Origin of the sequence: Pseudomonas asplenii, assembly GCF_900105475.1 — a bacterium.
GTDB lineage: Bacteria > Pseudomonadota > Gammaproteobacteria > Pseudomonadales > Pseudomonadaceae > Aquipseudomonas > Aquipseudomonas asplenii.
Genome location: NZ_LT629777.1, coordinates 2,466,834 through 2,481,249, shown reverse-complemented (window position 1 = coordinate 2,481,249; position 14,416 = coordinate 2,466,834). Strand labels below are relative to the sequence as shown.

Here is a 14,416-nt window from a genome sequence, read left to right as displayed (position 1 = left end):
CCCGTGGAAATCCACGAACACAGGACAGACAACCAACCTCTCGCGCAATCGCTGAATTAGCGACGCAGGCCCAGACGACCGATCAGGGTGCTGTAACGGGTCACGTCCTTGCCTTTGAGGTAGTCCAGCAGCTTACGACGCTGGTTTACCATGCGGATCAGACCACGACGGGAGTGGTGGTCTTTACCGTTGGCCTTGAAGTGACCTTGCAGTTTGTTGATGTTGGCGGTCAGCAGTGCAACTTGCACTTCTGGCGAACCAGTGTCACCAACAGCTTGCTGGTAGTCGGTTACGATCTGAGCTTTTTCTTCAACGCTGAGTGCCATGTGGGCAATCCTTATATCAGGAAACCGTCCAGGAACGGTTTCAACAGGCCGAGGACAAATCCCCGTATCTATAAAAGAGTAGTGACCGTGCCTGTTGACAGCCACCCTCGTCCGGTCATTCTGACCGAATCAGTCGACGCGGCGCGATGCGCCCGTCTTCGCTCACTTCACCGATACCGATGAAGCGACCATTATGATCCTGTACCCGAACCATGCCGTACTTCGGCGCGTCCGGGGCACGTACTGGCTGGCCGTTGAGCCAGTAGAACGCACTGTGCTCGGAAAACTTGAGCAGAGGCCAATCCAGCAACCCGCTGTCCGATGGCATCAGGAAGCGGTCGACCGCTTCATTACCACCTTCGGCATGGACGGCTTCCAGCTCTTCGAGCGTCACCGTCTGGGCCAGGCTGAAAGGTCCGGCCTGGGTCCGACGCAGTTCGGCGACGTACGCACCGCAACCGAGCCGCTCACCGATATCCTCCACCAGGGTACGAATATAGGTGCCCTTGCTGCAGTCCACCGCCAGTCGGGCAGTATCGCCTTCGCTGGCCAGCAATTCCAAGCGCGCAATAGTAACAGAACGCGGTTCGCGCTCCACTACTTCCCCTGCACGCGCCAACTTGTAAAGCGGTTGCCCATCGCGCTTGAGTGCCGAGTACATCGGGGGTATCTGACTGATTTCCCCACGAAAATCCGGCAGGACCGCTTCGATATCGGCACGACCAACGGTCACAGGACGGGTCTGCAGAACCTCACCTTCGGCGTCGGCCGTGGTGGTGGTCTTGCCCAACTGCATGAGGGTTTCATAACCCTTGTCGGAATCGAGCAGGTACTGCGAGAACTTGGTGGCCTCGCCAAAGCACAGCGGCAGCACGCCGGTAGCCAACGGATCGAGGCTGCCGGTATGACCGGCCTTCTCGGCGTTGAGCAGCCAGCGGACCTTCTGCAACGCCGCGTTGGAGGTGAACCCCAGCGGCTTGTCCAGCAGGATGATGCCGCTGACGTTGCGACGAATACGTTTGACCTGAGCCACCGATTACTCCCGGCCGTCTGCTGGAGAGGCAGCTTGAGGCTCGCTGTCCTCGCCATGCTGGCTGTCTTCGGCCACTGCACGCTCGATCAATGCCGACAGATGGGCACCACGGGCGACGCTCTCATCGTAGTGGAAATGCAACTGCGGCACGCTGCGCAGCTTCATCTCGCGAGCCAACTGCATGCGCAGGAAGCCGGCTGCCGAATTGAGCACCTTGATGCTCTGAGTGATGTCTTCCTGGCTGTCCTGGCCCATCACGGTGATGAAAACCTTCGCGTGGCCGACGTCACGGCTGACATCGACAGCGGTGATGGTGACCAGGCCGACGCGCGGGTCCTTGACTTCACGACGGATCAACTGTGCCAGCTCGCGCTGCATCTGATCGCCGATACGTTGGGTACGGCTGTATTCTTTTGCCATGTCTTGTTACCTGTTACTGCCCCGAGGTGAAACCCTCGAGGTCTGAAAGCGGCAAACGCCCGGCCTGGCAGAAGCCGGACCGGGCGTTGCGTTTAGAGTCCGCTCGACGGCCTGTGCAGCATGCTGCGCCAGGCCGTGGCGGCTCTTGAAGCTTGCGAGTCAGAGGCTGCGAGCAACCTGAACCTTCTCGAATACTTCGATCTTGTCGCCGACCTTGACGTCGTTGTAGCTCTTCACGCCGATACCGCATTCCATGCCGGCACGCACTTCGGAAGCGTCATCCTTGAAGCGGCGCAGGGATTCCAGCTCGCCTTCGAAGATCACGATGTCTTCACGCAGCACGCGGATCGGACGGTTACGGTGCACGCTACCCTCGATCACCATGCAGCCGGCAATGGCGCCGAACTTAGGCGAACGGAATACGTCGCGGACTTCGGCCACGCCCAGGATGTTCTCCCGCACGTCGCTGCCCAGCATACCGGTCAGAGCTTTCTTGACGTCTTCGATGATGTCGTAGATCACGTTGTAGTAACGCATATCCAGACCTTCCTGCTCGACGATCTTGCGAGCGCCGGCATCGGCACGCACGTTGAAGCCGAACAGTACAGCGCTGGAGGCCAGTGCCAGGTTGGCGTCGGACTCGGTGATACCACCGACACCGCCACCGACGACGCGCACTTGCACTTCATCGTTACCCAAACCGTTGAGCGCACCTTGCAGTGCTTCCAACGAACCACGGACATCGGACTTGAGGACGATATTGAGCGTCTTCTTCTCTTCCTGGCCCATGTTTTCGAAGATGTTTTCCAGCTTGCCAGCATGTGCGCGAGCCAGTTTGACTTCGCGGAACTTGCCTTGGCGGAACAGCGCGACTTCACGAGCTTTCTTCTCGTCAGCCACAACGCTCATCTCGTCGCCAGCATCCGGGGTACCGTCCAGGCCGAGAATCTCGACCGGAATCGCCGGACCGGCTTCCTTGATAGGCTTGCCGTTTTCGTCGAGCATGGCGCGCACGCGGCCATAGTTCGAGCCGACCAGCACCATGTCGCCTTGACGCAGCGTACCGTCCTGTACCAGCACGGTAGCCACCGGGCCACGGCCCTTGTCCAGACGGGACTCGACAACCACACCACGACCCGGAGCCGAAGGGGTGGCAGTCAGTTCCAGTACTTCGGCCTGCAGCAGGACCGCTTCGAGCAATTCGTCGACGCCGGTACCCATCTTCGCGGAAACCGGGACGAATGGCGTGTCGCCACCCCACTCCTCGGAAGTCACACCGTGAACCGACAGTTCGCTACGGATGCGATCGAGATCAGCGCCCGGCTTGTCGATCTTGTTCACCGCGACCACCAGAGGAACGCCAGCCGCCTTGGCATGCTGAACGGCCTCGATGGTTTGCGGCATCACGCCGTCGTCCGCCGCAACCACCAGGATCACGATGTCGGTCGCCTTGGCACCACGGGCACGCATTGCGGTAAACGCGGCGTGACCCGGGGTATCGAGGAAGGTGACCATGCCGCGATCGGTTTCCACGTGGTAGGCACCGATGTGCTGGGTAATGCCACCGGCTTCGCCAGCAGCAACCTTCGCACGACGGATGTAGTCGAGCAGCGACGTCTTACCGTGGTCAACGTGACCCATTACGGTCACAACCGGCGCACGGGAAACCGCTTCACCTTCGAACTTCAGGGACTCGGCCAGGGAATCTTCCAGGGCGGTGTCGCTGATCAGGGTCACTTTGTGGCCCAGTTCTTCAGCAACCAGCTGGGCAGTTTCCTGATCCAGAACCTGGTTGATGGTGGCTGGTGTACCCAGCTTGAACATGAACTTGATGATCTCGGCCGCCTTGACCGACATCTGCTGGGCAAGATCGCCAACCGTAATGGTCTCGCCGATTTTCACATCACGCACGAGCGGGCCGGTAGGGCTCTGGAAACCGTGGGCGTTGCGTTTTTTCGGCTTGCCTTTACCGCGACCGCCACGACGGAAACCATCGCTCTCTTCGTCGGTAGTGCGCGGGGCAACACGTGGGGCCGGAGCCTTTTCCTTGACCGAAGCACGATGCGGAGCATTTTTGCGCTCGCCATCACCACCACTGCCGCGACGATTGCTATCGTCGGCACGTGGTTTGTCCGGACGACGCGGCTCTTCGCGCTTGCGAGCGTCGGCCGCCGGTGCTGGAGCGGAAACCGCTGCTTCACGCACAGGCTCGACCGCCGCCACAGGGGCTGCGACCACTTCAGCTGCCACAGCGGCAGCCGGTTCGGCAGCCGGAGCTGGCTGGCGACGTGCGTCATCTTCGCCGCGACGCCTGGCTTCTTCTTCCGCCTTCTGACGGGCCGCATTTTCTACGGCACGGCGTTCTTCCTGCTCACGCTTGCGCTCGGCTTCGATTTCTTCCGGGCTGCGCTGTACGAAGACTTTCTTCTTGCGTACTTCAACACTGATGCTCTTGCTGCCGGCAACACGCAGGGTGCTGGTGGTTTTGCGCTGCAAGGTAATCTTGCGCGGTTCTTCCACTTTCGCCTTGTGACTGCTCTTCAAATGAGTCAGCAGCGATTGTTTCTCGCTGTCGCTCACCTTTTCTTCGGCGGCGGTGTGCGGCAGACCTGCCTCACGCATCTGCTGCAACAGGCGCTCCACCGGTGTTTTGACCTCATCGGCCAGTTGTTTCACCGTGACTTGCGTCATGCACTTCTCTCCTCAGGCCGCGCCTAATTACTCGAACCAGTGGGCTCGGGCGGCCATGATCAACTTGCCGGCACGATCATCGTCGATGCCGTCGATGTCGAGCAGGTCATCAATCGACTGCTCGGCCAGGTCTTCGCGGGTAATTACGCCGCGCACCGCCAGTTCCACCGCCAAATCCTTGTCCATACCCTCAAGCGAGAGCAGGTCTTCGGCCGGATGGGCGTCTGCCAGCTTTTCCTCTGTAGCGATGGCTTTGGTCAACAAGCGATCCTTGGCACGAGCGCGAAGCTCGTTGACGATGTCCTCGTCAAAGCCGTCGATGTTGAGCATTTCTTCCAACGGTACGTAGGCAATCTCTTCCAGGCTGGTGAAACCTTCATCGACCAGCACCTGTGCCAGCTCTTCGTCGACTTCCAGCTCGTCGATGAAGTTGCGCAGGATGTCACCGGTTTCTGCCTGTTGCTTAGCCTGGATGTCCGACTCGGTCATCACGTTCAGGGTCCAGCCGGTCAACTGACTGGCCAGGCGTACGTTCTGACCACCACGGCCAATCGCCTGGGCCAGGTTGTCGGCACCCACGGCGATGTCCATCGCGTGGGCATCTTCGTCAACGATGATCGCCGCGACTTCAGCCGGCGACATGGCGTTGATCACGAACTGCGCCGGGTTATCATCCCACAGCACGATGTCGACACGCTCGCCACCCAGCTCGCCGGAGACGGCCTGGACACGCGAACCGCGCATGCCGATGCATGCACCTTGTGGATCGATACGCTTGTCCTTGGAGCGGACCGCGATCTTGGCGCGCGAACCCGGATCACGGGACGCTGCCATTACTTCGATCAGGCCTTCGGCGATCTCGGGCACTTCGATACGGAACAGCTCGATCAGCATTTCCGGCGCGGTACGCGACAGGATCAGCTGAGGACCACGGTTCTCGGTACGAATTTCCTTGAGCAGCGCACGAAGCCGTACACCGACCCGGAACGTCTCGCGAGAAATGATATCTTCGCGAGCCAGCAGCGCCTCGGCGTTGTTACCCAGGTCAACGATAACGTTGTCGCGGGTGACCTTCTTCACGGTACCGGAGATGATTTCACCCAGACGCTCGCGGTAGGCATCGACCACCTGCGCACGCTCGGCTTCGCGAACCTTCTGCACAATGACTTGCTTGGCGGTCTGCGCGGCGATACGACCGAATTCGATGGACTCGATCTTCTCCTCGACAACTTCGCCAACCTTGGCACCCGGATGGGTTTGCGCCACTTTGCTCGGCCAGGTCTCGATCGCCGGATCGTCAAGATCGTCTTCCTCGACGACGGTCCAGCGACGGAAAGTCTCATAGGAACCGGTGTGGCGGTTGATTTCCACACGCAGGTCAACTTCGTCTTCAAAGCGCTTCTTGGTAGCGGTCGCCAGAGCAATCTCCAGCGCCTCAAAAATCACGCTTGCCGGTACACCCTTTTCATTGGATACCGACTCAACAACCAGCAATACTTCTTTGCTCATCGTACGCCTCGCCTTTCGCAAGCCATTGGATCCGCGGGATCCGCGTCTCAGTCAAAACTGGGAATAATGTTGGCCTTGTCGATCAAATCGATCGGCAACAGGAATTCATGGTCATCCACCTGCACCACGATGTCCTGCTCTTCCACTCCACGCAGAAGGCCCTGAAAGTTGCGTCGACCTTCGAAAGGCGAACGCAGCCTTATTTTCACTTGTTCGCCGGCATGCGAGGCAAACTGTTCAAGGGTGAACAGCGGGCGTTCCATGCCAGGAGAGGAAACTTCAAGGGTGTATTCAGTGGAGATCGGATCTTCGACATCCAGCACACCACTGATCTGGCGACTGACAATGGCGCAGTCATCCACCAGAACACCACCTTCCTTATCGATATAAACGCGCAACACGGAATGGCGGCCTTGAGCAGAAAACTCGATACCCCAGCATTCATAGCCCAGGGCCACGACCACCGGGGCCAACAAGGCCTGCAACTGTTCTAGCTTGCTCGACACCTGAACCCCCTCGTGCATGATGTGCATGCGATTTAAGAAAACAAAAAATGGGCGAATCGCCCATCCCTGAAATGCCGTCAAACGCGGCATCAATTGTGTCCAGCTAACAAAAAGCCCCTGAAAAGGGGCTCCGCTAAAACTGGTTGCGGGGGCCGGATTTGAACCGACGACCTTCGGGTTATGAGCCCGACGAGCTACCAGGCTGCTCCACCCCGCGACAAAGCTGGGGCGAAAGTATACGACCGATCCCTTTTTGGGTCAATGTAACATTCCACCTACAAGAAAGCCCGCAACAGCGGGCTCTCCTGATAATTGGTACCGAGAAGGGGACTCGAACCCCTACACCCTATGGGCACAACCACCTCAAGGTTGCGTGTCTACCAATTCCACCACCTCGGCAATACAACATTTACAGCATGAAACCCGTTTTACTTCTTCTCTGGAGCTTGAGGTACATCACCTGCCGTATTGGCCGGCTTTTGCTCCTGGAGAACCGGTACATCATCAGATGCCGGCTTTTGCTTTGGCGCTTCCAACACTGCCGGGCTTGGCAGACCTGCTTGAGTCAGCTGGTGAGCTTTCTCTTTAGCAAAGTAACCTAACCCTAAGCTGGTTATGAAGAAACCTGCGGCAAGTATAGCAGTAAACTTACTAAGAAAGGTAGAGGAACCTTGGCTTCCGAACACAGTATTTGAAGCACCTGCGCCGAAAGATGCACCAGCTTCCGCACCTTTACCCTGTTGCAGCAATACCAGAGCAACAACGCCCAGTGCAGCCAACAGATGAAGAACGACTACGATCGTTTCCAGCATTTTATCAGTTTCCCGCGGCGCGACAGATCGCACCGAAATCATCTGCATTCAGGGAAGCCCCACCAATGAGGCCCCCATCGATATCCGGCATGCCGAACAGTTCGACCGCATTGGCCGCCTTCACGCTGCCGCCGTATAGAAGTCGCACACCTTGAGCGACTTCAGAATTCTCTGCCGACAACTGCGCGCGAATGGCTGCATGCACATCCTGCGCTTGTTGCGGCGATGCTGTCAGCCCGGTACCAATGGCCCAGACCGGCTCGTAAGCGATCACAGCCTTGGCAAAAACATCGACACCCAACTCTTCGATGATACTGCCCAACTGACGCGAAACCACTTCCAGCGTCTTGCCGGCTTCACGCTGCGCCAGGGTCTCCCCTACACACAACACCGGAATCAACCCACAAGCTTGCGCGGCGGCGAACTTGCGATTGAGCGTGGCATCCGCCTCACCCAGGATCAGGCGACGCTCGGAATGCCCGATCAGTACCAGGGAGCAACCTGCATCGACCAGTTGGCTCGATGCGATCTCACCCGTCAAGGCGCCCTGCATGGATTCAACTGCGCAGTTCTGCGCGCCGACCGAAATCGACTTGCCCTTCAAACCATCAATCACTTGATTGATATGCAAGCAAGGCGGGAATACCGCAACATCAACACCGCTCGGCAGGGCCAGATTCCGCAGCCCCTCGATCAGCTCAGCGACGCTGGCGCGGGTACCGTTCATTTTCCAGTTACCAGCTACCATGGGGCGACGCATGCTCTACCTCGCGGGTCAAAGTGGGCGCAGATATTACCCAACCAGATCATCACTGGCAAGCCGAATTCAGGCACAAACTTCAGCAACCAGTTTTGCCAGCCCTTCGGCATGCTCACGAACCGAAGCTTCATCCTCACCCTCGACCATCACCCGCACCAGCGGCTCGGTCCCCGACTTGCGCAACAGCACACGACCACGACCGTTCATGGCCGCAGTCACACGCTCGCACTCGGCCACCACCTGCGGGTGCTTGACCGGATCGACACCGCCACCGAAACGCACGTTGAGCAACACCTGAGGACACTTGCGCAGAGCTTGACGCGCCTGGGCCAGCGTCTCGCCACGACGACGCAACGCCAACAGAACCTGCAGTGCCGCGATGATCGCGTCGCCAGTGGTGTTGTGGCTCAGGCAGAGGATATGACCCGAGTTTTCCCCACCTACCAGCCAGTTACGTTCGAGCAGTTCGGCAATCACATAGCGGTCACCGACATTGGCACGCACGAAGGGAATATCCAGCTCGTTCAGCGCCAGCTCCATCCCCAGATTGCTCATCAGGGTTCCGACCACACCACCGTTGAGCTTGCCCCGCTCGGCAAGGTCACGCGCGATGATGAATACCAGTTCGTCACCATCGACCACCGCTCCCGTGTGATCAACCATCAACACCCGGTCACCATCACCGTCGAAGGCGATTCCCAGGTCGGCCTGCTCAGCCAACACCGCAGCCTGCAGCGGCTTGATGTGCGTCGACCCGCAATTGTCGTTGATGTTCAGCCCGTTGGGCTGCACGGACAACGCGGTGACCTGTGCGCCCAGCTCACGAAAGACACTGGGTGCGACCTTGTAGGTCGCGCCGTGCGCACAATCGAGTACCACCTTGAGATTGGACAGCTTGGTGCCGGTCGGCACGCTGCCCTTGCAGAACTCGATGTAGCGACCAGCCGCGTCATTGATCCGCGAGACCTTGCCCAACCTTTGCGAATCGACAACCGTCATCGGCGCATCGAGCAACTCTTCGATCATCAGCTCGACTTCATCCGGCAGCTTGGTGCCTTCACCGGAGAAAAACTTGATGCCGTTGTCGTCGTGCGGATTGTGGGACGCACTGATGACGATCCCGGCCTCGGCATGAAAAGTACGGGTCAGATAGGCAATGGCCGGGGTCGGCATCGGCCCCAGCAGCATCACGTCAGCCCCTGCTGCGGACAACCCGGCCTCCAGGGCAGACTCGAACATGTAGCCGGAGATACGTGTGTCCTTGCCGACCAACACACGACAGTTGCCCAACTTGCGGAACGCCATGCCGGCAGCCCAGCCCAGTTTAAGCATGAAATCAGGGGTGATCGGGTACTGCCCGACCCGGCCACGAATACCGTCGGTGCCGAAATATTTCTTCTTCATAAGTGCTCCATCATTCTTATTCAGCCGTCGCAACGGCAGCGAGCATATTGACGACGTCGACCGTCTCGGCCACATCATGCACACGCAGAATCCGCGCGCCCTTGCTCACCGCCAGCGCTGCCAGCGCCAGACTGCCGTACAGGCGCTCACCCACCGGGCGCCCGAGTGCCTGACCTATCATGCTCTTTCGCGAAACGCCGACCAATAGTGGCCGTCCAAGGGCATGCAACTGCTCCATATGCTTGAACAGGCTCAGGTTGTGCTGCAGATTTTTTGCAAAGCCGAACCCCGGGTCCAGAATGATCCGCTCAGCGGGAATACCCACCGCCTCACACTCCGCCATGCGCTCGACAAGAAACGCCTGCACCTGCTGCGTGACATTCTCGTACTGCGGATTGTCCTGCATGTCGCCAGGCTCGCCGAGCATGTGCATCAGGCAGACCGGCAAGCCGGTGGCCGCAGCCGCATCCAGCGCGCCATCGCGCCGCAGCGAACGCACATCGTTGATCAGGCCGGCACCAAGGCGCGCCGTCTCACGCATTACCGCCGGCGTCGAGGTATCCACCGAAATGATTACATCCAGCTCACGATGAATGCGCTCGACGACAGGTGCCACCCGCTCAAGCTCCTCCAGCGGCGACACGACTCGCGCGCCAGGCCGGGTCGACTCACCGCCAACATCGATCAGGGTCGCGCCAGCCTGCACCATGCCTTCGGCATGCCGCAGCGCCCCATCCAGCTCGCTGAAGCGTCCACCATCGGAAAAGGAATCAGGGGTAACGTTGAGAATGCCCATGACATGCGTCCGGGCCAAATCAAGAACCCGGTTGCCGCAAGGCAACCGGGTCGAGGACTGAACAGAAGTCATTTCAAACCTTAGTGATCAGCCGCAGGGCCACCAATCGGAGCTTCGGGACGTTCATCCTTCACCACCGGCGGCGTTGTGCCCGAGCTGCCCGAACCACCCCAGTCACGCGGCTCGCGCGGTGGGCGACCGGCCATGATGTCGTCGATCTGGTCGGCGTCGATGGTCTCGTATTTCATCAGCGCATCGGCCATGGCATCGAGCTTGTCGCGGTGGTCCGTGAGGATCTGCTTGGCCGTGCCGTAGCAGTGGTCAATGATGCTGCGCACCTCGGAGTCGATCAGCTTGGCGGTTTCACCCGAGAAGCTGGAGTTCTGACCGCCACCGCCACGCCCCAGGAACACTTCCTGATCTTCTTCGGCATACATCAACGGCCCCAGCTTCTCGGACAGACCCCATTTGGTCACCATGTTCCGGGCAATCTGGCTGGCGCGCATGATGTCGTTGGAGGCACCTGTGGTGACACCATCGAAACCCAGGGTCATCTCTTCGGCGATACGGCCACCGTACAGCGAGCAGATCTGGCTGATCAACGCGCGCTTGGAGAGGCTGTAGCGATCCTCTTCCGGCAGGAACATGGTCACACCCAGCGCACGACCGCGCGGAATGATCGAAACCTTGTAGACCGGATCATGCTCGGGCACGACACGCCCCACGATCGCGTGACCGGCTTCGTGATAAGCGGTGTTCTGCTTCTCCTTCTCGGACATGACCATGGTCTTGCGCTCGGCGCCCATCATGATCTTGTCCTTGGCCAGCTCGAACTCCTTCATTTCGACCACGCGCTTGCCAGCACGAGCGGCGAACAGCGAAGCCTCGTTGACCAGGTTGGCAAGGTCCGCACCGGAGAAACCGGGAGTACCACGGGCAATCACCGCGGGAGCCACGTCGTCACCGACCGGCACCTTGCGGATATGCACCTTGAGAATCTGCTCACGACCACGAATGTCCGGCAAGCCCACCACCACCTGGCGGTCGAAACGGCCAGGGCGCAGCAGCGCCGGGTCGAGGACGTCGGGACGGTTGGTCGCGGCGATGACGATGATGCCATCGTTCATCTCGAAGCCGTCCATCTCCACCAGCAACTGGTTGAGGGTCTGCTCGCGCTCGTCATGACCGCCGCCCATGCCGGCGCCACGGTGACGACCGACCGCATCGATTTCGTCGATGAAGATGATGCACGGTGCGTGCTTCTTGGCCTGTTCGAACATGTCACGAACACGGCTGGCACCGACACCGACGAACATCTCGACGAAGTCGGAACCGGAAATGGTGAAGAACGGCACTTTCGCCTCACCGGCGATGGCCTTGGCCAACAGGGTCTTACCGGTACCCGGAGGGCCGACCATCAGCACGCCGCGAGGAATGCGACCACCCAGGCGCTGGAACTTGCCCGGATCGCGCAGGAACTCAACCAGTTCACCCACTTCTTCCTTGGCCTCGTCGCAGCCGGCGACGTCGGACAGGGTGGTTTTCACCTGATCCTCGGAAAGCAGACGCGCCTTGCTCTTGCCAAAGCTCATCGGGCCACCCTTGCCGCCCGCACCGCCCTGCATCTGGCGCATGAAGAACATGAACACCGCAATGATCACCAGGATCGGAAAGCTGGCCACCAGCAACTGGGTCCAGATGCTCTGATGTTCCGGCTGCTTGCCTTCGACTACGACGTGGTTGTCCACCAGATCGCCAATCAGGCCGTTGTCCGGGATCCCCGGACGAATGGTCTTGAAGCTGTCGCCATCGTTGCGTTTGCCGGTGATCACAGGGCCGTCCACGACCACGCGCTCGACCTTGCCATCCTTCACTTGCTGGATGAAGTCGGAATAGTTGAGGGTCTGCGGCTCGTTAGGGCTGGAGAAGTTGTTCATCACCGTCACCAGGACAGCCGCGATGATCAACCACAGGATCAGATTCTTTGCCATATCGTTCAATTAACTACCCTCTGAAGCTTGCTCCGTTCGTGGTGCGCGCTTCGCATGATATTCACCGGCATAACTTACTACATTACCTACAGCTTCGCAGGCGCCGTCTGTAACCCTTTGTGAAACATTGACTACACAATATTCACTTATGTTCACGAGGCGAAATGCGAATTTCCTATCGCCCCCTTCAAAAACCTTGCTTTACTCAGTCCTCCCACGGAAACCGCGACCCAGCAGATACTGCTCACGGGAGCGATCGCGGGATGACACCGGCTTGCGTGTCTGGACCTTGTCGAACTGCTTGCGGAAATTCTTGTGGTACTCGTCGAAACCTTCGCCCTGGAAAATCTTGATCAGGAAATCCCCGCCAGGACGCAACACCCGACCTGCCAGATCCAGTGCCAGCTCGCACAGGAACATCGAGCGCGGCATATCGACTGCGGGCGTACCACTCATATTGGGGGCCATATCGGAAATCACAAGGTCTACCTCTGAATTTCCGAGCGCCTCGAGGATCTGCGCCAGTACCGCGTCCTCGGTGAAGTCACCCTTGATGAAGGTCACATCCGGGATGCTGTCCATATCCAGGATATCGGAAGCGATCAGACGCCCCTTGCCACCAATCAGACGACTGGTCACCTGCGACCAACCACCGGGCGCCGCGCCCAGGTCGACCACGGTCATGCCGGGACGGATCAGCTTGTCCTTCTCCTGAATCTCCAGCAGCTTGTAGCTGGCACGGGAGCGGTACCCATCTTTTTGCGCCATTTTGACGAATGGGTCGTTGAAATGCTCTTTCAGCCAGTTTTGGCTGGTCTTGGAACGGGCCACGGGCCACCTCGAAAAATAGTCGAATCGCGATTAACTGGGCGGTCCCGGACTCGCTCGGGTAAACTAGCCGCCATTTTTTACAAGATCAGACGCAGGGGTCAGATTATGCCGCTCACTCAAGAGCAGAAGAAACAGTACAAATCCATTGGCCACCATCTGAAACCAGTATTGACTGTGGCTGACAACGGTTTGACTGAAGGTGTGCTAGCCGAACTCGAGCGCGCACTGAACGATCACGAACTGATCAAGGTCAAGCTCAACATCCTCGACCGCGAGCAGCGCCTGGCGCACATCGCGCAGCTGTGCAAGACCGGCAAGGCAGACCTGGTACAGGTCATCGGCAAGATGGCGCTGATCTATCGCCGCAACTTCGACGTCAACAAGCAACTGTCGAACGTTCATCGCTTCAAGTGATCACGACACCGGTCAAGGGTACGCTTCGCGTGCCCTGCCATCCTCGCCCGGAACGGACTGCAGCACCAGCACCAGGCCCGACAGGCCGAGCACCAGGTAACTGAACAACTGCCAGCGCAAGGCTTGCGGTTGCCAGTAGCGTACCGCGAAATACATCGCGCACGCGTACAACGCCATCAACAGCAACTGCCCGCGAGTATCGCGCCAAAGGCTCGTACGACCTTCGGACAGCAGCAGCACCAGGACCTGCACGATCACGCAGATCGCTGCAAATCCCACCAATAAGGCGCCTAGCTGAGCGCTGATCTCTTCGATCAGCAGCGGTGCCAGGCCGATTTGCGTGAGGACTGGCAACAGCCCCACATGCAATAACCACAAGCCGCCGACCCAGAGCATCTGGGCCAGTTGCCAGAGCATGGCGCCCGCGCGTAGCGGGCGCCTGCGTTCAGATGTGACGGACTGCGACAATCTCGTACTCGATCACGCCACCAGGCGTCTTGACGGTCACGACATCGCCTTCATCCTTGGCGATCAGGGCGCGAGCGATGGGCGAACCCACCGAAATCTTGCCCTGTTTGATATCAGCCTCATCCTCACCCACGATGTGATAGGTCACGCTTTCGTCGGTTTCGACGTTGGCGATCTCCACCGTGGTGCCGAAAATCACCTTGCCGGTGTGCGGGATGGTCGTGACATCGATGACCACCGAGTTCTGCAAACGGCCTTCGATATCGCGGATCCGCGCCTCGACCATACCCTGCTGCTCGCGGGCAGCATGGTATTCGGCGTTTTCCTTCAGGTCGCCCAACTCACGGGCCGTGCCGATATCCTGGCTCAGCTTGGGACGGACGACCTTGGTCAGGTGAGCGTGCTCATCTTCCAGGGCCTTGGCACCCTGAACAGTCATGGGGTACTTGGTTATG

Annotated in this window: 15 protein-coding genes and 2 tRNA genes; 1 reads left to right on the top strand and 16 read right to left on the bottom strand. The window is 59.1% G+C overall.

Annotation, left to right across the window (positions count from 1 at the left end):
- Positions 1-56: 56 nt before the first annotated feature.
- The 14 genes from rpsO to rlmE form a co-directional block, all read right to left on the bottom strand.
- A complete protein-coding gene (gene rpsO / locus BLU37_RS11305; RefSeq protein ID WP_010447232.1) occupies positions 57-326 on the bottom strand; it encodes a 30S ribosomal protein S15 in 270 nt (89 codons plus the stop codon).
- Between the two features lie 115 nt (positions 327-441).
- On the bottom strand, positions 442-1,359 hold the full coding sequence (gene truB / locus BLU37_RS11300; RefSeq protein WP_010447234.1) for a tRNA pseudouridine(55) synthase TruB: 918 nt from the start codon (positions 1,357-1,359) through the stop codon (positions 442-444).
- 3 nt (positions 1,360-1,362) lie between these two features.
- On the bottom strand, positions 1,363-1,779 hold the full coding sequence (rbfA, locus tag BLU37_RS11295) for a 30S ribosome-binding factor RbfA (RefSeq protein WP_010447236.1): 417 nt from the start codon (positions 1,777-1,779) through the stop codon (positions 1,363-1,365).
- A 159-nt stretch (positions 1,780-1,938) separates the two neighbouring features.
- The gene (gene infB / locus BLU37_RS11290; RefSeq protein ID WP_090204848.1) at positions 1,939-4,470 is read right to left on the bottom strand and encodes a translation initiation factor IF-2; all 2,532 of its coding nucleotides are present in this window, start codon (positions 4,468-4,470) and stop codon (positions 1,939-1,941) included.
- Between the two features lie 27 nt (positions 4,471-4,497).
- Positions 4,498-5,979, bottom strand: coding sequence for a transcription termination factor NusA (gene nusA / locus BLU37_RS11285; RefSeq protein ID WP_010447240.1), 1,482 nt, complete (start codon positions 5,977-5,979; stop codon positions 4,498-4,500).
- A gap of 47 nt (positions 5,980-6,026) precedes the next feature.
- Positions 6,027-6,485 carry a ribosome maturation factor RimP gene (rimP, locus tag BLU37_RS11280; protein ID WP_010447242.1) on the bottom strand — a complete coding sequence of 153 codons (459 nt, stop codon included), beginning with the start codon at positions 6,483-6,485 and terminating at the stop codon, positions 6,027-6,029.
- Between the two features lie 140 nt (positions 6,486-6,625).
- Positions 6,626-6,702: transfer RNA gene (locus BLU37_RS11275), tRNA-Met, on the bottom strand.
- Between the two features lie 96 nt (positions 6,703-6,798).
- A tRNA-Leu gene (locus BLU37_RS11270) sits at positions 6,799-6,884 on the bottom strand.
- Between the two features lie 29 nt (positions 6,885-6,913).
- Positions 6,914-7,297, bottom strand: a complete 384-nt coding sequence (gene secG, locus BLU37_RS11265) for a preprotein translocase subunit SecG (RefSeq protein ID WP_010447244.1) — start codon at positions 7,295-7,297, stop codon at positions 6,914-6,916.
- Between the two features lie 4 nt (positions 7,298-7,301).
- The gene (gene tpiA / locus BLU37_RS11260; RefSeq protein ID WP_090204845.1) at positions 7,302-8,057 is read right to left on the bottom strand and encodes a triose-phosphate isomerase; all 756 of its coding nucleotides are present in this window, start codon (positions 8,055-8,057) and stop codon (positions 7,302-7,304) included.
- 66 nt (positions 8,058-8,123) lie between these two features.
- Positions 8,124-9,461, bottom strand: coding sequence for a phosphoglucosamine mutase (glmM, locus tag BLU37_RS11255; RefSeq protein ID WP_090204842.1), 1,338 nt, complete (start codon positions 9,459-9,461; stop codon positions 8,124-8,126).
- Between the two features lie 16 nt (positions 9,462-9,477).
- Positions 9,478-10,329, bottom strand: coding sequence for a dihydropteroate synthase (gene folP, locus BLU37_RS11250; protein WP_090204839.1), 852 nt, complete (start codon positions 10,327-10,329; stop codon positions 9,478-9,480).
- 8 nt (positions 10,330-10,337) lie between these two features.
- Positions 10,338-12,248 (bottom strand): ATP-dependent zinc metalloprotease FtsH, encoded by a 1,911-nt coding sequence (gene ftsH, locus BLU37_RS11245; protein WP_090204835.1) that lies wholly within the window; start codon positions 12,246-12,248, stop codon positions 10,338-10,340.
- A gap of 201 nt (positions 12,249-12,449) precedes the next feature.
- Positions 12,450-13,079 carry a 23S rRNA (uridine(2552)-2'-O)-methyltransferase RlmE gene (rlmE, locus tag BLU37_RS11240; protein WP_090204832.1) on the bottom strand — a complete coding sequence of 210 codons (630 nt, stop codon included), beginning with the start codon at positions 13,077-13,079 and terminating at the stop codon, positions 12,450-12,452.
- 105 nt (positions 13,080-13,184) lie between these two features.
- Here rlmE and BLU37_RS11235 point away from each other — a divergent pair, with 105 nt between their 5' ends.
- A complete protein-coding gene (locus tag BLU37_RS11235; protein WP_010447256.1) occupies positions 13,185-13,493 on the top strand; it encodes a YhbY family RNA-binding protein in 309 nt (102 codons plus the stop codon).
- 12 nt (positions 13,494-13,505) lie between these two features.
- On the opposite strand, the gene BLU37_RS11230 is transcribed toward BLU37_RS11235, so the two are convergent.
- The gene (locus tag BLU37_RS11230) at positions 13,506-13,910 is read right to left on the bottom strand and encodes an MFS transporter (protein ID WP_090204830.1); all 405 of its coding nucleotides are present in this window, start codon (positions 13,908-13,910) and stop codon (positions 13,506-13,508) included.
- A 28-nt stretch (positions 13,911-13,938) separates the two neighbouring features.
- Positions 13,939-14,415 (bottom strand): transcription elongation factor GreA, encoded by a 477-nt coding sequence (gene greA, locus BLU37_RS11225; RefSeq protein ID WP_026007528.1) that lies wholly within the window; start codon positions 14,413-14,415, stop codon positions 13,939-13,941.
- Between the last annotated feature and the right edge of the window lies 1 nt (position 14,416).